General features: G+C 66.5%; 25 protein-coding genes and 1 tRNA gene. 16 read left to right on the plus strand and 10 right to left on the minus strand.

Annotated features, from left to right (window positions below):
* Positions 1 to 100: 100 nt before the first annotated feature.
* Entirely contained in the window at positions 101 to 757 is a 657-nt protein-coding gene (gene phoU / locus G3T36_RS00445) for a phosphate signaling complex protein PhoU (protein ID WP_163287475.1), read from the plus strand.
* 118 nt (positions 758 to 875) lie between these two features.
* Here the strand turns inward: phoU and G3T36_RS00450 are convergent, their stop codons facing one another.
* Entirely contained in the window at positions 876 to 1,625 is a 750-nt protein-coding gene (locus tag G3T36_RS00450; RefSeq protein WP_163287476.1) for a phosphoglyceromutase, read from the minus strand.
* Between the two features lie 61 nt (positions 1,626 to 1,686).
* Here G3T36_RS00450 and G3T36_RS00455 point away from each other — a divergent pair, with 61 nt between their 5' ends.
* A complete protein-coding gene (locus tag G3T36_RS00455) occupies positions 1,687 to 2,523 on the plus strand; it encodes a class I SAM-dependent methyltransferase (RefSeq protein ID WP_163287477.1) in 837 nt (278 codons plus the stop codon).
* A gap of 13 nt (positions 2,524 to 2,536) precedes the next feature.
* Here the strand turns inward: G3T36_RS00455 and ygfZ are convergent, their stop codons facing one another.
* From ygfZ to G3T36_RS00470, 3 genes are all read right to left on the minus strand, one after another.
* Positions 2,537 to 3,676 (minus strand): CAF17-like 4Fe-4S cluster assembly/insertion protein YgfZ, encoded by a 1,140-nt coding sequence (gene ygfZ / locus G3T36_RS00460; RefSeq protein WP_420811024.1) that lies wholly within the window; start codon positions 3,674 to 3,676, stop codon positions 2,537 to 2,539.
* On the minus strand, positions 3,673 to 4,269 hold the full coding sequence (locus G3T36_RS00465; RefSeq protein WP_163287478.1) for a nitrobindin family protein: 597 nt from the start codon (positions 4,267 to 4,269) through the stop codon (positions 3,673 to 3,675). Before G3T36_RS00465 ends, ygfZ begins: the two co-directional genes overlap by 4 nt.
* Before the next feature lie 154 nt (positions 4,270 to 4,423).
* The gene (locus G3T36_RS00470) at positions 4,424 to 4,714 is read right to left on the minus strand and encodes a hypothetical protein (protein WP_163287479.1); all 291 of its coding nucleotides are present in this window, start codon (positions 4,712 to 4,714) and stop codon (positions 4,424 to 4,426) included.
* Positions 4,715 to 4,787: 73 nt separating this feature from the next.
* Here G3T36_RS00470 and G3T36_RS00475 point away from each other — a divergent pair, with 73 nt between their 5' ends.
* From G3T36_RS00475 to pstB, 8 genes are all read left to right on the plus strand, one after another.
* The gene (locus G3T36_RS00475; protein WP_163287480.1) at positions 4,788 to 5,480 is read left to right on the plus strand and encodes a winged helix-turn-helix domain-containing protein; all 693 of its coding nucleotides are present in this window, start codon (positions 4,788 to 4,790) and stop codon (positions 5,478 to 5,480) included.
* On the plus strand, positions 5,449 to 6,384 hold the full coding sequence (gene mshD, locus G3T36_RS00480; protein WP_163287481.1) for a mycothiol synthase: 936 nt from the start codon (positions 5,449 to 5,451) through the stop codon (positions 6,382 to 6,384). Before G3T36_RS00475 ends, mshD begins: the two co-directional genes overlap by 32 nt.
* Before the next feature lie 45 nt (positions 6,385 to 6,429).
* The gene (locus tag G3T36_RS00485) at positions 6,430 to 8,607 is read left to right on the plus strand and encodes an RNA degradosome polyphosphate kinase (protein ID WP_163287482.1); all 2,178 of its coding nucleotides are present in this window, start codon (positions 6,430 to 6,432) and stop codon (positions 8,605 to 8,607) included.
* Positions 8,604 to 9,539, plus strand: coding sequence for an NUDIX domain-containing protein (locus G3T36_RS00490; protein WP_163287483.1), 936 nt, complete (start codon positions 8,604 to 8,606; stop codon positions 9,537 to 9,539). Before G3T36_RS00485 ends, G3T36_RS00490 begins: the two co-directional genes overlap by 4 nt.
* A 158-nt stretch (positions 9,540 to 9,697) precedes the next feature.
* Positions 9,698 to 10,795, plus strand: a complete 1,098-nt coding sequence (pstS, locus tag G3T36_RS00495) for a phosphate ABC transporter substrate-binding protein PstS (protein WP_163287484.1) — start codon at positions 9,698 to 9,700, stop codon at positions 10,793 to 10,795.
* A 94-nt stretch (positions 10,796 to 10,889) separates the two neighbouring features.
* Positions 10,890 to 11,831 (plus strand): phosphate ABC transporter permease subunit PstC, encoded by a 942-nt coding sequence (gene pstC / locus G3T36_RS00500; RefSeq protein ID WP_163287485.1) that lies wholly within the window; start codon positions 10,890 to 10,892, stop codon positions 11,829 to 11,831.
* Positions 11,831 to 12,916 (plus strand): phosphate ABC transporter permease PstA, encoded by a 1,086-nt coding sequence (gene pstA / locus G3T36_RS00505; protein WP_163287486.1) that lies wholly within the window; start codon positions 11,831 to 11,833, stop codon positions 12,914 to 12,916. The genes pstC and pstA overlap by 1 nt, the downstream gene beginning before the upstream one ends.
* A gap of 28 nt (positions 12,917 to 12,944) precedes the next feature.
* The gene (gene pstB / locus G3T36_RS00510; protein ID WP_163287487.1) at positions 12,945 to 13,724 is read left to right on the plus strand and encodes a phosphate ABC transporter ATP-binding protein PstB; all 780 of its coding nucleotides are present in this window, start codon (positions 12,945 to 12,947) and stop codon (positions 13,722 to 13,724) included.
* Between the two features lie 26 nt (positions 13,725 to 13,750).
* Here pstB and G3T36_RS00515 read toward each other — a convergent pair whose 3' ends face one another.
* From G3T36_RS00515 to G3T36_RS00525, 3 genes are all read right to left on the minus strand, one after another.
* Positions 13,751 to 14,491 (minus strand): anti-sigma factor, encoded by a 741-nt coding sequence (locus tag G3T36_RS00515; protein WP_163287488.1) that lies wholly within the window; start codon positions 14,489 to 14,491, stop codon positions 13,751 to 13,753.
* Complete coding sequence (locus G3T36_RS00520) at positions 14,488 to 15,090, minus strand: sigma-70 family RNA polymerase sigma factor (protein ID WP_163287489.1); 603 nt, start codon at positions 15,088 to 15,090, stop codon at positions 14,488 to 14,490. The genes G3T36_RS00515 and G3T36_RS00520 overlap by 4 nt, the downstream gene beginning before the upstream one ends.
* 189 nt (positions 15,091 to 15,279) lie before the next feature.
* Positions 15,280 to 15,909 (minus strand): DNA-directed RNA polymerase subunit beta, encoded by a 630-nt coding sequence (locus G3T36_RS00525; protein ID WP_163287490.1) that lies wholly within the window; start codon positions 15,907 to 15,909, stop codon positions 15,280 to 15,282.
* Between the two features lie 79 nt (positions 15,910 to 15,988).
* Here G3T36_RS00525 and G3T36_RS00530 point away from each other — a divergent pair.
* A tRNA-Lys gene (locus G3T36_RS00530) sits at positions 15,989 to 16,061 on the plus strand.
* A 159-nt stretch (positions 16,062 to 16,220) separates the two neighbouring features.
* Here the strand turns inward: G3T36_RS00530 and G3T36_RS00535 are convergent.
* Entirely contained in the window at positions 16,221 to 16,568 is a 348-nt protein-coding gene (locus G3T36_RS00535; protein ID WP_163287491.1) for a hypothetical protein, read from the minus strand.
* A gap of 185 nt (positions 16,569 to 16,753) precedes the next feature.
* Entirely contained in the window at positions 16,754 to 16,963 is a 210-nt protein-coding gene (locus tag G3T36_RS00540) for a hypothetical protein (RefSeq protein WP_163287492.1), read from the minus strand.
* A gap of 167 nt (positions 16,964 to 17,130) precedes the next feature.
* Between G3T36_RS00540 and G3T36_RS00545 the strand changes: the two genes are divergently transcribed.
* The 3 genes from G3T36_RS00545 to G3T36_RS00555 all read left to right on the plus strand — a co-directional run bounded on the left by G3T36_RS00545 (position 17,131) and on the right by G3T36_RS00555 (position 18,453).
* Positions 17,131 to 17,511 carry a hypothetical protein gene (locus G3T36_RS00545; RefSeq protein WP_193570903.1) on the plus strand — a complete coding sequence of 127 codons (381 nt, stop codon included), beginning with the start codon at positions 17,131 to 17,133 and terminating at the stop codon, positions 17,509 to 17,511.
* Between the two features lie 117 nt (positions 17,512 to 17,628).
* On the plus strand, positions 17,629 to 18,066 hold the full coding sequence (locus G3T36_RS00550; protein ID WP_163287493.1) for a hypothetical protein: 438 nt from the start codon (positions 17,629 to 17,631) through the stop codon (positions 18,064 to 18,066).
* A gap of 144 nt (positions 18,067 to 18,210) precedes the next feature.
* Positions 18,211 to 18,453, plus strand: coding sequence for a type II toxin-antitoxin system Phd/YefM family antitoxin (locus G3T36_RS00555; RefSeq protein WP_163287494.1), 243 nt, complete (start codon positions 18,211 to 18,213; stop codon positions 18,451 to 18,453).
* A gap of 259 nt (positions 18,454 to 18,712) precedes the next feature.
* Here the strand turns inward: G3T36_RS00555 and G3T36_RS00560 are convergent, their stop codons facing one another.
* Positions 18,713 to 20,011, minus strand: coding sequence for a S1C family serine protease (locus tag G3T36_RS00560; protein WP_163287495.1), 1,299 nt, complete (start codon positions 20,009 to 20,011; stop codon positions 18,713 to 18,715).
* A gap of 206 nt (positions 20,012 to 20,217) precedes the next feature.
* Between G3T36_RS00560 and G3T36_RS00565 the strand changes: the two genes are divergently transcribed.
* Both G3T36_RS00565 and G3T36_RS00570 read left to right on the plus strand, forming a co-directional pair.
* The gene (locus tag G3T36_RS00565) at positions 20,218 to 20,688 is read left to right on the plus strand and encodes an SRPBCC family protein (protein ID WP_163287496.1); all 471 of its coding nucleotides are present in this window, start codon (positions 20,218 to 20,220) and stop codon (positions 20,686 to 20,688) included.
* Positions 20,685 to 21,398, plus strand: coding sequence for a methyltransferase domain-containing protein (locus G3T36_RS00570; RefSeq protein WP_163287497.1), 714 nt, complete (start codon positions 20,685 to 20,687; stop codon positions 21,396 to 21,398). The genes G3T36_RS00565 and G3T36_RS00570 overlap by 4 nt, the downstream gene beginning before the upstream one ends.
* Positions 21,399 to 21,404 lie beyond the last annotated feature (6 nt).

Genomic DNA, 21,404 nt, shown 5'->3' on the forward strand with positions numbered 1-21,404 from the left:
CTCCCGGCACCGTTCGTTAACCTGTTCTGGACATCATGAAACCGGAGTCAACGGGCTCCGTCATCTGCGCGCGCTCGCGCCAGGAAGGACCAGAAGACCGATGCGTGAAGTATTCCAGCAGGAGTTGCGTGAAGTTCAGGATCGCCTTGTCGAGATCGCTGAACTCGTCGTCATCTCCATCCAGAATGCGACGCGGGCGTTCAATGACTCCGACGTGACGCTCGCAGAGACAGTGATCGCCGATGACTCGAAGATCGATGAGCTGACGGTGATCCTCGACGAGCTGTCGATCCAGATCCTCGCTCGCCAGCAGCCGGTCGCCCGCGACCTGCGCATCGTGGTCAGCGCCCTGCGCATCAGCGCGTCGCTCGAGCGCATGGGCGACATGGCCGAGCACATCGCCCAGCTCGCGCGCTACCGCTTCCCCGACAAGGTCGTCCCGAAGAGTCTTCGCGGAACCTTCGCCGAGATGGGCCGGCTCGACGTGGTCATCGCGCAGAAGCTCGCGGAGCTCCTTCGCACCCAGGACCTCGAGCTGGCCGACGAGATCCGCAACGAGGACGACCGCATCGACGAGCTCCACGTCAGCGTTTTCGACAAGGTGCTCGGCGAGACGTGGAAGGGTCAGGCCGTCGATACGGTGGATGCGACCCTCGCCTCCCGATACCACGAGCGTTTCGCCGACCACGCGGTCTCGATCGCCAAGAAGGTGCACTACCTCGGCACCGGAGACTGGGCTCCCGAACTCGCGAGCTAGCGCTCTTTTCCGCTCCCCGCACTAGCTCTTTCCCACTGCACGCGTACGTACGAGTGCGCTGGGAAGTACTTAGTGCGAGGGTCTACCTCGGCGGCATAGCCGCCTCAGCTCCAGCGCGCTATTTGCGGCCTTGGGCCGCGACCGCGGCAGCGCCGGCGGCGGCAGCCTCGGGGTCGAGGTACTCGCCTGGTCCGAGAGGTGCGAAGCTCTCGTCGAGCCGGTAGACGAGCGGGATGCCCGTGGGGATGTTCAACTCCGCGATGTCCTCATCTGAGATCCCGTCGAGGTGCTTGACCAGCCCCCGCAGCGAGTTGCCGTGGGCGGTGACGAGGACCGTTTTGCCTGTCGCGACTTCGGCCGTGATGTCGGTCTCCCAGTAGGGAAGCATGCGCTCGATGACATCCTTGAGGCATTCGGTGCGCGGGAGGTCGTCGCCGAGGCCGGCATAGCGGGGATCGTTCGCCTGCGACCACTCGCTGTCGTCGGCGAGCGGGGGCGGCGGAACGTCGAACGACCGGCGCCAGAGCTGGAACTGCTCGGGTCCGTACTTCTCGAGCGTCTCCGCCTTGTCGAGACCCTGAAGGGCGCCGTAGTGCCGCTCGTTGAGACGCCAGGAACGCTTGACGTCGATCCACAGCCGGTCGGCCACGTCGAGCGCGTAATCGGCCGTCTGGATGGCCCTCGTCAGCACGGACGTGAACAGGATGTCGGGCAGCAGGCCGGACTCGGCGAGCAGCTCGCCGGCGCGCTTGGCTTCAGCGATCCCCTGGTCACTCAGCCGGACGTCGACCCAGCCGGTGAACAGGTTCTTCTGATTCCACTCGCTCTGGCCGTGGCGGAGGAGGATCAAGGTGTAGGGCGCAGACATGCTTCTAATCTACCGGGGCCGAAGATCGGGTGAATGCGCCGGGATGCGGGACACTGGTTGCATGGCGAGGCGCGGACCGATAGGAACTGTCACGCGCGGCACCACCAACACGAACCGCCTGCGTCGGGTCGATCGCTGGATCGCGACCCTTCCGGTGCTCCGGACCACGGCTGACCCGCTCGTGGTCGATCTCGGCTACGGTGCGAGCGGCGTCACAGCGCTCGAACTCCAGCAGCGGCTGGCGCGTACGCGACCGGATGTGGATGTCCTGGGCCTCGAGATCGAACCGGGTCGAGTTCGCACGGCCCTCGCGCAGCTGGCCGAGGTCCGCGCCGGAACGACGCCGTTCGCACCCGGGGCGCGCGTGGACTTCGCCCTGGGCGGGTTCGAGGTTCCCGTCCCCGGCGATCGTCGCGTCGCGGTCATCCGCGCATTCAACGTGCTCCGCCAGTACGACGAGGCCGACGTGGTCGGGGCATGGCACCGGATGACGAGCCGCCTCCAGGCGGGCGGGCTGGTCGTCGAGGGAACGTGCGACGAGATCGGCCGCGTTTCCAGCTGGGTCGACGTCGCAGCGGACGGCCCGAGACACCTGACGATCTCGCTCCGGCTCGAGGGCCTCGACGTTCCGTCGGTCGTCGCCGAACGCCTGCCCAAGGTGCTCATCCACCGCAACACCGCCGGCGAGCGGGTGCACGACCTGCTGGCCGAGCTCGACCGCCAGTGGCGGCACGCCGCCCCTCTCGCCTCCTACGGAGCGACCCAGCGCTGGATCGCGTCGGTCGAAGGACTGCGGGATGCGGGCTGGCCCGTGCGCGGCGGACGCACGCGCTGGAAGCTCGGCGAGGTCACGGTCGACTGGTCGGCTGTGGAGCCTCGCGGTTTCGTCTGGCGCTGAGTCCCGTCGGGAGTCAGCGGGTCGGACGGGTGACCGCACCGAGCCGCGGCAGGCGAGGCACGTGCGCTTCGGCCCCGGCGCCGGGCGGGACAACCACGACCTGCGCTGCCGCCACGGTCAGGTCGTCCGTTTCGACCAGCAGCGTCGCATCCGGATCGGTCGACCGCTTGACCACGGCAAGGGCGATCGGTCCGAGTTCGTGGTGCAGCGCGCTCGACGTCACCAGGCCCACCTCCCGACGGTCACCGCCGACGTCGACTTTCACGACACTCCCGCGCGCCGGGAGCGCACCCTCGGACCCGTCGAGGTGCAGCATCACCAGCCGACGCGGCGGGTGGCCCAGGTTGTGCACCTTGGCAACCGTCTCCTGTCCCCGGTAGCAGCCCTTCGTCAGATGCACGGCCGTGCGCAGCCAGTCGAGTTCGTGCGGGATCGTCTTCTCGTCGACCTCCGTTGCGAAGCGGGGCCGCCAGGCGGCGATCCGGAGCGCTTCCACCGCGAGCAGGCCCGCCACGGCGAACTCGCCCTTTCGCACCCGGGAAACCAGCGACGGCAAGGCGTCGCGTGGTATCAACGTCTCACTCCAGGTCCAGCCCGAACCGGGATGATCGCCGATCGCGTACTGGTGTCCGCCAGGAGCCACCTCGCGCCAGGGATCGTTCCAGACGAGCGGGACGCCGTTGGGCGCCGCGATCGGGAGTGCCGGCGTGCCGAGCGACCCGATGGTCGCGAGGTCAGCGGTGCGGTCGGCGAGTTCGACGCGCAACATGAAACGCATGCTCTGCAGCCACGCGAGCAGGCCATCCGCCTCATCGTGCTCGACCAGGAGCCAGAGCGTCTCACCGTCTTCGATGACGCGCACGGCGTGTTCCAGCCGGCCGCTCGCGTCGAGGAGGAGGGTCTCGGATGACTCCCCCGCCGTCAGGCCGAGCAGGTTCTGGCTGGTGATCGAATTCAGCCAGCTCAGCCGGTCGGGGCCGGTGATGGACAGAACCGACCGGTTCGACAGATCGACGATGGCGCGACCGGCCTCGAGCTCCCGCTGCTCGACCACAGGATTCCCGTAGTGTGCGGCAACGCCGGCGTCACGGTCGACCGAGTCGACCGCGCCGGGAAGGTCCAGAAAAGGGGATGCGATGGTCATGGTGCTCATTCCGCCTTTGCGAGCCGGCCGGATGCGTGCGAGCTCAGCTCCTGCCCGAGAGCCGCAATGTCCCACGCCCACAGGAGATGGTTTTCAACGAGCCCGTACAGCCTCGTCGCCGCTGCATATTCTTTGGCGGATGCGGTTCGCATGACGGCATCCGTCGCCAGGTCGATGCGCGGCCCCTTCACCTGGCCCAGGTAGATCTCGCTGACGCCGTCCGGGTGAACAATGGCGACCTCGAGGTCGAACCCGCCCGCCGAATTGCGGAGGGCCTCCACCGATTGCGCGGTCGTGAACGGCCGCGCGCCGACGCCGGGGAGCATCGCCGGCCCCGGGTCGCCTTCGATGAGCAGGCGGCCGAGTCGCCAGTAGCCGGTCTCCGCGACGAGTGGCGTGCGAGCGTCGTCGAGCAGCCACGAATACGAGTTGTAGTTGAGGTACGGCAGCCCATCATGGCTGAAGCTGATCCGCTGCCCGAACTCGTGCTGCACGTGCTCGTCGCCCGCCGTGTAGTCGAGCACGCCGGAACCCTCCCAGACTCCGATGAGCCAGGAGAGGGGAACGAGCTCGGCCGGAAGGTCGGTGGGGATCTCGATCATGGCTGAAGCCCTTGTCGCGTTTAGCGCTGACCCCGGAACAGGTTGTAGACGACCACGACGGACACGCCTGCGATCGCGAGGGTGGCCAGCCCCAGTAGGCCGACGAAAAGGAGTTCGAGGGTCACCAGCATGCTTCGAGTCTAACCGTTCCGGATCACCGGACAGCCGCCACCACGGCGAGCGCCGCGCCGGTGATCCCGAGGATCACGAAGGCCCCGACCACGCTCGCGGCGAAGCGGTCGACGAACCCCTCCTTCTCCTGGGTCGCGAGCTGGGCGATCATGCCACCGACCACGCACCCTCCGAGCGCCAATGCGAGCCAGGACGCGTACTGGTGAGGGTCGGAGAACACACTGATCAGCACGGCGAAGACGACCGCGGCACCCCACACCACCAGGATGCTCGTCCAGCGCAGCGACGGGGGCAGGTTCTCGGACTCGGTCACGCTACCCATTCTGCCCCAGGCCGACGAAGGCGACTCCGCTAGGATTGCCGCACAGCACGTACAGGAGGTCTGGGTGGCGCAGTTGTTGATCCTCACCTCTGCGCCCGACGCGGAGGTGCTGCCGTCGCTTGCGCTCCTCAGTCACCGCACCCGGCAGATCCCGGCCGAGCCTGCCGCGCTGGTCAACGCGCCCAGCTGCGACCTGATCTTCGTCGACGCCCGGCGCGACCTCGCCAGCGCGAAGTCGCTGTGCAAGATCCTGACGACGACCGGCATCAACGTGCCGCTCCTGCTCGTGCTGACCGAAGGCGGGCTCACGGCGGTGAGCGCCGACTGGGGCGTCAACGATGTTGTGCTCGAGACGGCAGGGCCGGCGGAGGTGGATGCGCGCATCCGCCTCGCCATCGGCCGACAGACCCAGGAGCACTCGCAGACCAAGATCCATGCGTCGGGCGTCACGATCGACGAAGCGAGCTACTCGGCGAAAGCCCATGGTCGCCAGCTCGACCTGACCTTCAAGGAATTCGAGCTGCTCCGCTTCTTCGCCACGCATCCGTCACGGGTGTTCACGCGTGAGCAGCTCCTCAGCGAAGTCTGGGGCTACGACTACTTCGGCGGAACCCGCACCGTCGACGTGCACGTCCGGCGGTTGCGCGCCAAACTCGGCGACCTCGAATCGCTGATCGGCACCGTCAGGAACGTGGGGTACCGGTTCAACGTGTACGAAGAGGACAATGAGCGACTCCCTTCGCCTCTCCGTCCCTGACCTCGCCGACCCGAACGAGACGGCCGGGTTCTTCCGGGTCGCGGATGCGGCGATCGACGTCGACGGATACGACCCGTTCAACGAGCAGGCCCGTCTCGACGTGCAGTCCGGGCGTCGCACACCCATCGTCGCGACCGTCTGGTCGGAGGCCGAGCACACGCGGCCCATCGGCGCCGCGATCGTCGGCCGCGGCGAGCTGGACCTCGTCATCGACCCGCTGTTCCGGGGCAAGGGATACGGCTCCGTCGCGTTGCGCGGACTCCTCGCGACCGCCCGTGGCAACCTCACCGCGTGGTCGCACGGCGACCATCCTGCCGCACGCGTGCTCGCCGACCACCACGGGTTCGTGCCGGTGCGACGTCTGCTGCAGCTCCGCTCGGGGCCGCTCCTGGCGCCGGACGGGGATTCGCAGGGGGCCGCGACGCGACGCCCGCGGGAGGGCATCACCATCGGCCCATTCCGCGACGAGGATGCCGCCGAATGGGTCGAACTGAACGCGCGCATCTTCGAATCGCATCCGGAGCAGGGGCGACTCACCGTGGACGATCTGCGGATGCGCCAGGCCGAACCCTGGTTCGAGGCGGACGACTTCCTCGTGGCGAAGGACCAGCACGGGCGCATCGTCGGCTACGACTGGGTCAAAGTCGAGCCGGATGCTGCCGTCGGCGAGATCTACGTGCTCGGCGTCGATCCGACCCACACCGGGAAGGGAACCGGGCGGGCTCTCCTTCTTGCCGGCCTCGAGCGTCTCGCGGAGCGCGGCCGCACCACCGCCACCGTCTCGGTCGAAGCGGACGACTCGGCTGCGGTGCACCTCTACCACCAACTCGGATTCACCGAGCACACGGTCGACGTCCAGTATCGGCGCCGGATCGATTCCGACGGAGCGTTTTCCCCACATTGACCGTGCACGGCACCACAGCCTGCGCTCCGGTGCAATGATGTTGGAATGGACGGCGAGAACATCCTCCTCGACACGGGGCTCGGCAGCGACTTCGACGACGACTTCGCACCTTTCGTGTACGAGCCCGATCCGAGCCTGCCCGAAGACCGGTACCTCGACCGCGAACTGAGTTGGCTGGCGTTCAACCAGCGCGTGCTCGAACTCGCCGAAGACCCCGAGCTCCCGACCCTTGAACGCGCGAACTTCCTCGCCATCTTCGCCAGCAACCTCGACGAATTCTTCATGGTGCGCGTCGCCGGCCTGAAGCGGCGCATCCTCACCGGGCTCGCCGTGCCGACGAACGTCGGCCGCGCCCCGCAGGATGTTCTCGCAGACATCTCCGAGAAGGCGCACGAGCTGCAGAAGAGGCACGCCGCGTGCTACGCCGACATGGTCCTGCCCGCGCTCGAGGAGTCGGGCATCACCGTCGTCCGCTGGGACACCCTCGACGCGGCCGACCGCGCACAGATGCGAGACGTGTTCTCGCAGCAGATCTTCCCGGTGCTGACGCCGCTCGCCGTCGACCCGGCGCATCCGTTCCCCTACATCTCGGGCCTCTCGCTCAACCTCTCTGTCCGCGTCCGCAACTCCCGCACGGGCAAAGAGCAGTTCGCCCGCCTGAAGGTGCCGGGGATGCTCCCCCGCTTCGTTCGCATCGACCAGCGCGAGAGCGTCGACCAGCTGCGGTTCATCCCGCTGGAAGACCTGATCGCCAACCACCTCGGCGACCTGTTCCCCGGCATGGAGATCCTCGATCACCACATCTTCCGGGTCACCAGGAACGAAGACGTCGAAGTCGACGAAGACGAGACGGAGAACCTCATCCAGGCGCTGGAGAAAGAGCTCCTGCGGCGCCGGTTCGGGCCTCCCATCCGGCTCGAGGTCACGGACGACATGGACCCCATCACGCTCGGGCTCCTCGTGCGCGAACTGGACGTCACCGAGCAGGAGGTCTATCGGCTGCCCGCCCCTCTGGATCTCGGCGGCCTCTTCGACCTCGCCAAGATCGACCGTCCCGACCTCCACTACCCGAACCACGTGCCGACGACCGCGCCTCAACTCATGCCGCGCGAGCCGAATGCGCAGCCGGACGTCTTCGCGTCGGTCGCCCGGCAGGACATCCTCCTGCACCACCCATACGAATCGTTCGCGACCAGTGTCCAGGCCTTCGTCGAGCAGGCCGCGGCCGACCCGCACGTGCTGGCGATCAAGCAGACGCTCTACCGTACGTCGGGCGACAGCCCCATCGTCGAAGCGCTCATCGACGCCGCGGAATCCGGCAAACAGGTGCTCGCCCTCGTCGAGATCAAGGCCCGGTTCGACGAGCAGAACAACATCTCCTGGGCGCGCAAGCTCGAGAAGGCCGGCGTCCACGTGGTCTACGGTCTCGTCGGGCTCAAGACCCACTGCAAGCTCGCTCTCGTCGTGCGGCAGGAGAAGGGCGTCCTCAAGCACTACAGCCACATCGGCACCGGCAACTACAACCCGAAGACGAGCCGGATCTACGAAGACCTCGGACTGCTGACAGCAGACGACCAGGTCGGCAAAGACCTCACCCGGCTCTTCAACGAACTGTCCGGGTACGCCATCGAGAAGAAGTTCAAACGACTGCTGGTCGCTCCGCTGCACCTGCGCAAGGGCCTTCTCAAGCGCATCGAGGTCGAGCGGGAGAACGCGGCAGCAGGCAGGCCGTCGGGCATCCGCATCAAGCTGAACTCGATCGTCGACGAAGCCATCATCGACGCGCTCTACCGCGCGAGCGAGGCGGGAGTTCCCGTCGACCTCTGGGTCCGGGGGATCTGCGGATTGAGGCCGGGCGAGCCCGGGCTCTCGTCGAACATCCGCGTGCGTTCCATCCTCGGGCGGTACCTCGAGCACTCGCGCATCTTCTCGTTCCTCAACGACGGCGACCCCCAGGTCTACATCGGCAGTGCTGACATGATGCACCGCAACCTCGATCGCCGCGTCGAAGCCCTCGTCAGGCTGACGGATCCGGCACACCTCGCCGAACTCGACGCGCTGTTCAACCGCGCATTCGACGAACGAACCTCGGCATGGACCCTCGACTCGGAAGGCGTCTGGACGCGGCGCAACCTCGACGACCACGGCGAACCACTCGAAGACCTCCAGAACAAGCTCATGCAGCAGATCGCCCACCGGCCGCGTGTGGGGTCGAGGCGGTGACCGAAGCGATCTTCGCTGCGGGTGCCGTCTGCTGGCGGGTCGTCGACGGTAAGACGATGATCCTCGTGGTGCATCGCACCAAGTACGGCGATGTGACCATACCGAAGGGCAAGGTCGACCCGGGCGAGACGCTCCCGCAGACCGCGGTGCGCGAGATCCTGGAAGAGACCGGGCTCTCCGTGTCGCTCGGGGTGCCCCTGGGGATGTCGACGTATCCGCTCTCCAGCGGACGCGACAAGATCGTCCACTACTGGGCGGCTGAAGTCGGCGACGGGGCCATCGCCCGATCGACTTTCGTGCCGAACGGCGAGATCGCCGCCCTGGAATGGGTCACCATCAAGAAGGCGCGCGGCTACCTGACCTACGAGCGCGACGTCGAGATCCTCGACGCCTTCGCGAAACTGCTCGCCGAAGGCGTGAGCACGACCTTCGCCCTCATCGCACTGCGCCACGGCAAGGCCACTCCCCCGCAGACCTGGGACGGGCCGGACAGCACACGCCCGCTCACCGAGCGCGGGGTTCGCCAGGCGGCCAGCGACGTTCCGACCATCGAAGCATGGCGGCCGCGACGGATCGTGACCAGCCCGGCCGTGCGGTGCGTGTCCACGGTCGCCCCGCTGGCCGCATCCACCGGAATCGTCCCCAAGCACGAATCCGGTATCAGCCAGGAGGCCTACGAACAGGGTGAAGCCACGGTCCGCGAGGTGGTGGGCAAGCGCGTCCGGTCACGCAAGACCGCTGTGCTCTGCAGCCACGGACCCGTGTTGCCCGAGATCCTGCGCGAGATCGCGCTCGCCACCGGAACGGTGCCCGGCTCCTACCTGGGCAGCGCGGCCGACCTCGAGACCGGCGGCTTCTCGGTCGTCCACCTCTCAGCGACGAACCCCAGTTCGGGCATCATCGCCATCGAAACGTACTCGCCCTCCGTCTGAGCCGAGGCCACGCGGCGCCTCAGATCACCGCCAAGTACACACCGCTCGTTAACCTTCCGTTTACCACTACGGGGGACGCTCGTAAGGCATCGGGAATAGCGTCGCTGGCGGGTCAGCACCGACCCACGTCCTGTCAATGATCCCCGGAAGGGACAACTGTGAAACTCAAGCGTTTTGGCGCTCCTCTGGCCATCCTGGCCGCTGCCGCCATTTCTCTCACTGCGTGTGCATCCAATGAAGGCGGAAGCACCGCTGCGACGACCTCGAAGGCTCCCTCGAACCTGTCCGGCACGCTGAACGGCATCGGATCCTCCGCACAGGGCACCGCCCAGACCACCTGGATCGCGGGCTTCCAGACCGACAACCCGAAGGTCACCATCAACTACGACCCGCAGGGTTCCGGCGCCGGCCGCACCAGCTTCATCTCCGGTGCATCCGACTTCGCCGGCTCGGACGCGTACCTTAAGGACGCTGAGCTCGCGATGGACTTCAAGGGCTGCGCCGCGGGCACCAAGGGCATCGACCTCCCGGTCTACATCTCGCCGATCGCCGTCGCCTACAACGTCGCCGGCCTGACCGACCTCAAGCTCGACGCCGACACGATCGCCGGCATCTTCAACGGCTCGATCAAGACGTGGAACGACCCGAAGATCGCAGCACTCAACTCGGGCGCCACCCTCCCGTCGGCTCCGATCACGGTCGTGCACCGCTCGGACGACTCGGGCACCACCCAGAACTTCACCGACTACCTGGCCCAGAACGCGCCGACGGTGTGGACCAAGCCGGCCAGCCAGACCTTCCCCTACCAGGTGGGTGACGCCGCCAAGGGCACGTCCGGTGTCGCAGACGCCACGAAGAACGCGAAGAACAGCATCACCTACATCGACGAGTCCGGTTCGGCCGGCCTCAGCATCGCGCAGCTCAAGGTGGGCGACACGTTCAACAAGATCAGCGCAGCCGGTGCCGCCGACGTCGTCGCCAAGTCGCCGCTGGCGACCGGGCGTCCCGCCAACGACCTCGCTATCAAGATCGACCGCAAGAACACCGACAAGGGCGCATGGCCGCTCGTGCTCGTCAGCTACATCATCGCCTGCCAGCAGTACAGCGACGCCGCCAAGGCCTCGCTCGTGAAGGCATACGTGGACTACGTCGCCAGCGACGCAGCCCAGCAGGCAGCGGCACAGCAGGCCGGCTCGGCCCCGCTGTCCAAGGACCTGGCCTCCAAGGTCAGCACCTCGGTCGCTACGATCAAGTAACACCTGAAGCGTTCGGCCTGGGCGCACACCGCGTCCAGGCCGAACGCTTGGGGGTTGATCCCCCCAACTCACACCCGATGAGAGAAAGCCAGGAATGACCACCGGAACAGCAGGGGCCATCAGAGCCAAGGTCCGTCTTGGCGATCGCGTCTTCTCCACCAGCACCGTCGTCGCAGGGTCGCTCATCCTGGCCACGCTCGCCGCGGTCGCGATCTTCCTGATCATCCAGAGCATCCCGGCAATCACGGCGCCGACGGGTACGCTTCCGAACAATGCATCCAACTTCTGGGTGTACGTCTGGCCCCTCGTCTTCGGAACGGTTTGGGCCGCGCTGCTCGCGCTTATCGTCGCGACTCCGCTCTCCATCGGGATCGCCCTCTTCATCTCTCACTACGCCCCACGGCGCGTCGCACAGACCCTCGGCTACATCATCGATTTGCTCGCCGCTGTCCCCTCCGTCGTCTACGGTCTGTGGGGCATCGCGGCCCTCGCGACCTTCGTGCAACCGTTCTACGTCTGGCTGGGCACCTATTTCGGATGGTTCCCGCTCTTCGCCCCGCCGGTCTCGGGCACAGGGCGCACCATCCTCACTGCCGCCCTCGTTCTCGCCGTCATGGTCATCCCGATCATGACCGCCATCTGCCGCGAGGTCTTCCTGCAGACCCCCCGCCTCCACGAAGAGGCCGCGCTCGCATTGGGCGCCACGCGCTGGGAGATGGTCCGCATCGCGGTCCTGCCTTTCGCCCGCTCCGGCATCATCTCCGCCATCATGCTCGGCCTCGGGCGTGCCCTCGGTGAGACCCTGGCGATCGCGATGGTGCTCTCGCCGGCGATCATCGTGAAGTTCGCCGTACTCCAGGCCCAGAGCCCCAACACCATCGCCGCGAACATCGCCCTGCAGTTCCCTGAGGCGACCGGTGTGGGCGTCAACGCGCTCATCGCATCCGGTCTCGTGCTCTTCATCGTGACGCTCCTGATCAACATGCTGGCGCGCTACATCGTCAACCGCCGCAAGGCCTTCTCTGGAGCGAACTGATGAGCACCGCGACGGTCAGCCGGCCGATGGCCAACTCCCTCACGACCGGGAAGCTCCCGCGCGGATCGACCTGGATGATCCTCGTCGGCAGCTGGGTCATCTTCGGGGCGGTCTTCGCCATCCTCGCGGCCGCCGGCGTGACCAAGGACTTCAACATCGTCGGCGCGATCTTCTTCGGAACCGTGCTCTTCGACGTCGTCATCTACCTCACGTCGCTTCTCGTCGAAGGCGCACGCAAAGCCACCGACCGGCTCGTGACCTCGCTCGTCGCGACCGCGTTCATCATCGCCCTGCTCCCGCTCGTCTCGCTCGCCTGGACCGTCCTCGTCAACGGCCTCGCGCGATTCGACATCACATTCTTCAGCCAGTCCATGCGCAACGTGATCGGCGAAGGCGGCGGTGCGCTGCACGCGATCGTCGGAACGCTGCTCATCACGGCGATGGCCGCACTGATCTCGGTTCCGATCGGCATCCTCACGTCGATCTATCTGGTCGAATACGGCCGGGGTGCGCTCGCACGCGGCATCACGTTCTTCGTCGACGTGATGACCGGCATCCCCTCGATCGTCGCCGGCCTCTTCGCCTACGCACTCTTCGCGCTCATCTACGGTCCGGCCATCCGCAACGGCTTCATGGGTTCCATCGCCCTGTCCGTGCTGATGATCCCCGTCGTGGTGCGGTCGAGCGAAGAGATCCTCCGACTCGTCCCGAACGAGCTCCGCGAGGCGTCCTACGCCCTCGGCGTTCCGAAGTGGCTCACGGTGCTCAAGATCGTGCTCCCCACGTCGATCGCCGGTCTCACCACCGGCATCATGCTGGCCATCGCCCGTGTCATCGGCGAGACGGCGCCGCTGCTCATCGTCTGCGGCTTCACGACGAGCATGAACTACGACCTCTTCAGCGACCGCATGATGACCCTGCCGGTCTTCGTCTACACGCAATACACCCAGGCGGCCGGCATCAACGCGCAGGCGTCGATCGACCGCGCCTGGACGGGTGCGCTCGCCCTCATCATCATCGTGATGCTGCTCAACCTCATCGCGCGCATCATCGCCCGAGCTTTCGCCCCCAAGTACGGCCGCTGAGCGGCACGTCAAACCCCCGAGGAACCCCGTGTCCAAGCGCATCGAAGTCAACGACCTGAACGTCTACTACAGCAGCTTCCTCGCTGTCGAAGGCGTCTCCCTCACCATCGAGCCCCGTACCGTCACCGCCTTCATCGGCCCGAGCGGATGCGGCAAGTCGACGTTCCTCCGCACGCTGAACCGCATGCACGAAGTCATCCCCGGCGCGCGCGTCGAAGGCGATGTCCTGATCGACGGCAACAACCTCTACGGCCCCGGCGTCGACCCCGTGCTCGTTCGTCGTCAGGTGGGCATGGTCTTCCAGCGCCCCAACCCGTTCCCCACGATGTCGATCCGCGACAACGTGCTCGCGGGAGTGAAACTCAACAACCGACGGATGTCGAAGAGCGAGTCTGACGAGCTCGTCGAGCGATCGCTGCGCGGCGCCAACCTCTGGAACGAGGTCAAGGATCGGCTCAGTCTTCCGGGATCCGGCATCTCGGGCGGCCAGCAGCAGCGTCTCTGCATCGCGCGCGCGATCGCCGTGTCACCGGATGTGCTCCTGATGGACGAGCCGTGCTCGGCACTCGACCCGATCTCCACGCTCGCGATCGAAGACCTCATCGAAGAACTGAAGAACGACTACACGATCGTGATCGTCACGCACAACATGCAGCAGGCGTCCCGCGTCTCCGACCGCACAGCGTTCTTCAACATCGCGGGAACCGGCAAGCCCGGCAAGCTCATCGAGTACAACGACACGAACATGATCTTCTCGAACCCGAGCGTCCAGGCCACGGAAGACTACGTCTCCGGTCGCTTCGGCTAAACCGTTTCGGTGAGGCCGCGCGAACGTCAGCTCTGTATAGCGACGATCGGCTGTGTCGTGGGCTTCTCGGAGCCGCCCTTGGGCTCGACGGTCACCCCGACCGCATCACCGGCCGACATGGTTCCGTCCAGCACCCGCCAGGTGGCGCCGCTGCCGCTGGGGACCATCGTTCCGGCAGGGATGGCCTGGTCTCCCCGCATGTACCACAGCTCGTAGGTCTTGTCCGAGGGCAGTTCCGGCAGCCCGGTCGTGACGAGCGCCGACTTGCCGATCTCGCCCGACCACACGAGGGTCGCTTTCCCGCCGCCCGCGACCGCACTGGTCGCATGCTGCACGTCCGGCGCAGCGTTGATCTGAGCAAGGGAGGCGGCCTGCTGCGCCTCGAACGAATTGTGACCTGAGAGCGCGCTGCCGACGAACACTCCGCCCACGAACAGCAGGATCGCAGCAGCCGCCGCCAGGACGATCGCGACCGGCCTGGTGAACCAGCGGGACCGAGCACGCGTTTGAGCCGAGCCCACAGCATCCGGTGCTTGCTGCGCATCCGGTGCTTCCGCTTCCGCCTCTCGGTTCGCATCCGCCGTCACCTGACGGGTGGAGCCGAGCTGCGCCATGATGCCGGCCTTGAGCGATGTCGGAGGCTCCACCGGTTCGACGGCCAGTGCCAGCTCGGTCGCCACCTCGGCGAAGTCAGCGGCTTCCTCCGGCGTCTCCGCGCCCAGCCGGTAGCCGGCGTCGAGCTGCGACCGATCGTCTCGATCGTTCACGACGTCACCCCCAGCTCATCTCTCAGACGAATCATCCCATCGCGTAACCGAGTTTTCACTGTGCCCAGTGGGACGCCCAGGCGGTCCGCGATCTCGCTCTGCGTGAGGCCGCCGTAGTAGGCGAGGCTGACCGCTTCGCGTTGTGCTTCGGAGAGCCGGGACATCGCGCCCACCACCCTTCCGTGCTCGATCCTCACCTCGACGGCCTCGGCGACCTGGTCGAAATCCTGCGGCAGATCACGGATGCCGATCCGCGTGTCCCGGTCGCGGCTGGCCTGCGCCGCGCGAATCCGGTCGACTGCGCGCCGATGCGCGATCGTCATGATCCAGCCGATCGCTCGACCCTTATTCGGATCGAAACGCGGTGCGGATTGCCACACCTCCAGGAAGACCTCCTGCGTGACCTCCTCCGACTGGGCCTGGTCGACAACGAGCCTCTTGATGAGGCCGAACACGCGCGGAGAAAGAAGGTCGTAGAGCTCGCCGAACGATGCCTGGTCTCCCGTCGCCGAGCGCGACAGCAGGTTGTCGGTCACGTCGGGTGCAGAGGCGCTTTCGTCGGCGTCGCTCCCGATTCCTGTTGGCACGTTCACCAGCATTGCAGGTCATGCCCGCGATCGCTGCTCACACGCCCCGGAGCCGGAAGAGGCCGGGCCGCAGAACGCCTCTCGGCGCGAGGCCGCTCGGAGCGGCGAATATTGGAGCCCGGGGTTACTGCGGCCCGGCCGTGAACAAGTTTACCCGAGCCGTGGACCCGAAAACGCGGGTCGGCGTTCGCGACGAGTGAACTATTCGAGGGACTCGTGTCGCCACAGGCGTGCGCAGCTGGTGAGTTCTTCCGCTGTCTTCGTGAAGCGGAGCGCGCGAGTGGTGAGCTCGCTGGCGCGCTCCGGTTCGGTCACATCCAGGTCGTCGGCGACGCTGGTGCAGCCGGCCGCCGTCACCCGGCAGAAGGCCGCGGCCCGGTCGAGTGCCACCGCGAAGTCCCCTTCGAAGACACCGCGCAGGATGCGGTCGGCAAGATCGATGATCTCAGTGGGGCCGGTGGGCATGGATGCGCCGGCGACGACAGGATCGATGGTCGCCATCACCTCGGTGCCGCGCTGGAACAGGAAACTGGTGCCCTCAGGGTCCTGCCTGATAAGCAGCCGGATCAAGTAGATTCGCCAGAGCGCGCCCGGGAGACTCTTGGGGTTGGCGCGCGCCCAGAGCTCCGCGATGGCGTCGATGCCGTTCTGATCGGTGAACGCGACAAGGCGGTCGACCACTTCGGGGTCGGGGTCATTGCGCACCCTGGCGAGAAGCGCATTGGCCGTCTCGTGGGCGACCCGGCTGATCTGGGCCGGGTCCTCACCGCCCTTGAACGTCTCGAACTTGCCGCCCGAGAACTTGGTCGGCTTGTGGAATTCGTCGCTCATCCGGTCGTGCCCTCCCTCGAACCATCACGGTAGCGCGCGTGCGCGAGTGGTTCCAATCCACGGTAGATTAGTCCGGTACGGGCCTGTAGCTCAGTTGGTAGAGCATCGGACTTTTAATCCGCGGGTCGTGGGTTCGAGCCCCACCGGGCCCACCCTTACAATCACTGGGATCCCAGCTCGTCGGCGGTCGAATCAGACGCCGGAGTTCTGCCGACAGGATCCAGGTCGTCGTCGAGAAGGTCGGCAACGCGACGTTTAGCCCACATAGGGAATGGACGACCGGCCTGGGACCGCCGCAGCTGACCGCCGCGTCACTTGTAGCGGGGTTCCCGGATTGCGTGGCCTTCCACGCCAGGAATCGCGAGCAGATCGCGGATGAGCTCCCGTGGGCCTGCTATCACTGTGTACGGTGCGTCCACCTCGATCGAGAGGCACCACGTCTGGTCTGCCGGCCAGATCAGCTGCGGCATGATGCCGTCGAGGTCGCCTAGAGCCCAACCAAGCCCCGATCGGTATGGCCAGTCCGGCTGGGCGAGGTCGTGAAGACTTGTTGATCCGAGGACGTACCTCCTGTCGGGAAGCTCGAAACGTGGGTGGTTGAACTCTTGGAATTGCCCGCGCATGGATCGCTCGAACGCACCGTACTCGAACTCGTCCATGGCCACCAGCCGTGGGTCAGTAGCACGGAGACTGCGACTGTGATCTCGTCCGCCCTGCCAGTGTGCGCACGCAGAGCCGGCACATACGATGCGAGCAGAGCCGGGTCGATCCAACCCTCGTGGGGCTCTGAAACCGCCCAGCCATCGCGCCACTCTTCTGCCGTGCCATCTCGTGTGATGTCCAGTCACTCGCTAGTTGCGCCCAAAGTCACGTCGTTACGCGAAGCGACATCTGCCCAGCTCCAGACCCCCTGCCGACCGTCTGTGTCGCGATACGCGTCGATGGGATGCAGGACGCGGGCATAGGCGGGCATGCCCGAGGGCACCATCATGCCCAGCTCGGGAATGCGATCCTGCAACCAACGCCCGCGCAGGGGGTCCACGAACCATTCCATCCGTCGATGATGGCATTGATGACGTTGTGTAATGCGCGGAGGCGCAGCGCGGGTTGGTCGGCTCTGAGCCCGAGGTGACGCGAAGCGCGTCGTCCTGCTACACGCCGGAGGTGCCAAGAAGGCGCGCGCAAGGAGTTAGCGGCGATACGCTGCCACTTGTGAGGGAGATGGAGCCCCAGAAGCGCCCGAAGAAGGCCGTCGCGCCAAGACACATTCCGCAAGTGGTCGTTCCCGTGCCATTCGATGAAGTGCGCGACTTCGTTCGCCAGGCGCTGAAGGGAACGAGCCTGGTAGACCCGATAGCGCAGGTGGCCACCGGGTGGGTGCTCTTCGAGCCGCATCTCCGGTTCACCGCCATCGATGCCACGCATAGCCGCATCGAGCTCGACGTTGTCGGGAGGGTTCGCGGTGCAGAAGCGCTCCTGTTCACTCGGCGCGTAGGCGAGATCGACCGCTTCTTCGTCGCAATTCAGGACGAGTTGGATCGTCGTGAACGTTGGCGGCCCCACCCGCCCACCGATGGCCTGTCCGTCGAAAGCACCGACTGAATCCAGCTGCAATACGTGCCATCGGGTTTTTTGAGGAAGATCCACTGCGATCACAGTGATCACTGTTAGCTCACAAGACGGCCCGATCGCTCACCAGACGGTAGCTATGATTTGCGGATGGGGGGAACGACGGCCGAAGTCCTTGCGCGTCAGCAAGTGACGCAGCGCCCAATTGCTGGGCTGATGGCTCTCATCTTGGCAGGACTCGCTGCGCTCTGCGCGCCGGGGATTCTCGGCTTGGCCTCGGTGCTCTATGCGCCCATTGCAAAGGCGACCACTATCTCAGCCTGCGAAGGCCCGTCCCTCACGCCGACGCAGGAGCATGTGTCCCTGCTGGTTGTGAACCTGAAAGACTGGGCGATTCTGTGTGCCGTGGTCTTCGCGGCCTCCGCGCTCGTGGTCGGGATCCTCGCGGTGGGCCTGCGTCAGGGCCGCACGCTTGGCCTCGTTGCTATTGCTGTCGTCCTGCTCGCCGCCGTTTGCTCGAATGTATTGTGGGCGTTCGGGTTCCCGATGGACCCGACCCTTTGGCACCTGCCCTGTGGCGGCGGATAGCACGCACCAATGCATGGTCGGCGGGTATGACGCCGGGCGATCCTGGTGGGCTTCGGACTGGCGTTCTATCTCGGAGCCTTCCTCTACGCCGCGATAGAGTTGCGCCGCATCCGCCGAGCTAAAGCTACCGAACTCTGAGGGGAGATGCGCAACCGCAGCGGCGAGATCCTGCGCCGGGTTGAGGCAGGAGAGTCCGTACGGGTGAGCAACAACGGGCATTTGGCTGCTCTCATCGTTCCCGTAGGAGGCAACGCACTCGACGGTCTCATCGCTCGAGGCGAGGCCCGGCCTGCCCGAGCCGGTACAGGCACTCTTGCGGCGATCATGCGCGTGGTGGCCCCGGTGAGTTCTCGGGAACCGCTCGAGGATGCTCGAGGCCGTTGGTGACGGTCGCCTACCTTGCTACCGCGAGGTGATCTTCTCGCGGCGGGCGCCCATGCCCCGCTCCGATCGAATGACGCGGTCCATCTGGCAACCACCTTGCGGATCGGCGCCGACGAGATCGTCACCTACGACGGCGAGCTCGCTCGAGCCGCTGCGGCGGCCGGCATCCACGTACTCGCGCCCAGCTGAGGCCGACCGCGGCCTGCGCCGGTGGGTCGACCTCAGCTCGGTTCCCTGTAGGACGAGACGGGAGCATCGCGCCCTAGGCGACCGGGCCGCTCGCGAGGGTGATCGGGGCTGACTGCGAAGCACCCGACTGGTCGGTCCACGCAATGCTCACGCGCTGGCCCGGGGCGAGAGTCTGGAGGGTGGCGGTGAGGGCCTGCTGTGAGTCGATCGTGGTGCCGTTCAGCGCGGTGATCGTGTCGCCCGCTGCAAGGCCTGCTGTCGCGGCCGGGCTGCCGTCGATGACTCCGGCGATGGCAGCGCCCGGCGTCGCCGCCGCTGTCCCATCGGCCGACGAGCCGACCTCGACACCGAGGAAGGCCGGGTAGCCAATGGTCACAGTGGACGAGGCGTGGCCGGCCACGATCTCTCCGGCCACGGCGAGCGCACTCCGGATCGGGATGGCGTAACCCGCTGGTGTCGCACCGCCCGACGCGGCAGCGGTGTCGATGCCGATCACCTGATCAGCAGAGTTGAAGAGTGGACCGCCGGAGTCGCCGGCCTGGATGTCGGCGTCGGTCTCGATGAGACCGTTCAGCGTCTCCGAGGCAGCCGACCCTTCGGCCTGGGTCGTGATGGTCTGGTCGAGCGCAGTCACGGTCCCGGGTGAAGCGGATGGCGTACCACCCGTGCCCCCGGCGTTGCCGACCCCGGTGACGGCGTCGCCGACGGCCGGGCTGTTCGAGGTGTCGAGATGTGCCGTGCTGAGGCCGGAGGCATTGCTCAGGTGCAGGACGGCGATGTCATCGGTGGCATCGGTGCCCACCACGGTGGCCGTGAAGGTGGCGCCGGTCGACACGACGGTGACGCTGATGCTGGTCGCCCCCGCGACCACATGGTTGTTCGTGAGAATCTCGCCGTCGGAGGTGAGCACGAGCCCCGTGCCGGCACTCTCCGCCTGCTGGTAGGTCAGCTCCGAGGTGATGTCGACGACGCCTACCTCCTCGGCGGGGGTTGCACTCGCCAGAGCAGCGGATCCCGTGGAACCGGAGGATGACCCGTAGCCGCCGGATCCGTAACCGCCGGATGCGTAACCGCCGTAGCCGCCGTAGCCACCCGATCCATAGCCCCCGTACCCGTAGCTGCCTGGTCCCAGCGCGTTGTGGATGTTGGCGGAGGTGCTCGAGGTCGACGCCGCGGCTGCGGAACGGGAAGCGAAGCCGTTCGCCGCCACTCCGGCCGTGGCGCCGGCAACGACCGTTGCGGCGAGCGCCGCCGACAGTACCACGACGCGTCGACGCCGACCGCGGCTGACACCTGAATGCGCAGCGGAAGGTTGCTGCACATTTCCTTGATCGATCCCGGTCCCTCCGGTTGCACCATCTGTCGTGTCCATGGCTCTGTTTCCTCTCAGCGCGGTCGGTGCCCACAGCACACTCCGGGAGATTGGAAGATCGGCATGGGCTGCTTATGTTCCCGCCGTGAGAAACCCTCAGTCTGCCTATGAATCAGCGCCTCTCACGTGAGCATCAGCATGTTGCGCGTAGGTCCTCGTTGAACCAGAAGCGTTGCCGCTTCGTGTAACGAACTAAGGAGCTGACTATGACAATCAGAACCGAGAGCAGCCTCACTGTGGCCGGGAGCGTCGACGAACTGTGGGGTTATCTGTGTGATGTCGGCCGCTGGTCGGAGTGGGCGCCGACAGTGCTCGAGTGCCGGATTCGCGGCGGCGGCTCACTGCAGCCCGGCGCGTGGATCGAGCAGCGGGCGAGGGACCTGGGCTTCAATCACCGCCGTTGTGAGCAGGTGACTGCCGTCGACCCGCCCCACTCCATGGCGTTCGCCGGCACGATGGGAACGTCCGTGGCGCGCTGGGGCATGGAATTCGAGCCGGAAGGCGACGGGCACACAAGCGCCATGATGTGGGTCGAGGTGGACATCGCCAATGTCATGCGTCTCATCCCCGGCCCCCGCTCTCTCCAGCGGCAGATTCAGCGTGTGAGCGATATCGAGATGGCGGCGATCAAAGCCGCGGTCGAGTCCGACGTGCAAGCGGGAGCGGGGACACTGTGAGCGAGGCTGACCGTACCCGCGAGCGGCTGATCGCGATCTACCGCAAGAAGGCCAAGCACTACGACGTCACCTCCCGGTTGTACCCGGCGCCCGGCTACCCGCAACGGTCGCAGCGCGCTCGCGTGGTGCAGGCGCTCGGTCTCCGCGCCGGCGACACGGTGGTCGACATCGCGTGTGGCACCGGCCTGAACTTCCCCCTGGTCGAGAAGGTCATCGGTCCGGGCGGCCGGATCGTCGGCGTCGATCTGACCGACGCCATGCTCGCCCGCGCGTGGGACCGGGTCGAGGAGAACGGCTGGAGCAACGTCAGCCTCGTGCAGGCCGACGCCGCCGAGTTCGCCTTCCCCGCCGAAGTCGACGCGATCCTGTCCACCTATGCGCTCACTCAGGTGCCCGAGAGCGGGCGTGCCATCGCCCGCGGCGCCGCGGCCCTCACCACCGGCGGTCGCTGGGTCGTGCTCGATCTCAAGATCCCCGACAGCACGCCCCGCTGGCTGTCGCGCCTCGGAATAGCAGCAGTGCGAACATCCGCTTCCCTCGACGAGTGGGTCATGCGGCGTCCGTGGGAGACGATTCGCGAGGCCATGGAGGAGACGCTGGATGATCCGTCGTGGACCGAGCTGTGCTTCGGGACCGCGTTCCTCGCCGCCGGATCCGGCCGTGGGCAAGAGAGCAGGATTCGAGAAGCCGGCCCCGGATCCTCTCCCTGATACTGG

It is taken from the genome of Leifsonia tongyongensis, assembly GCF_010686705.1.
Taxonomy (GTDB): Bacteria; Actinomycetota; Actinomycetes; order Actinomycetales; family Microbacteriaceae; genus Diaminobutyricibacter; species Diaminobutyricibacter tongyongensis.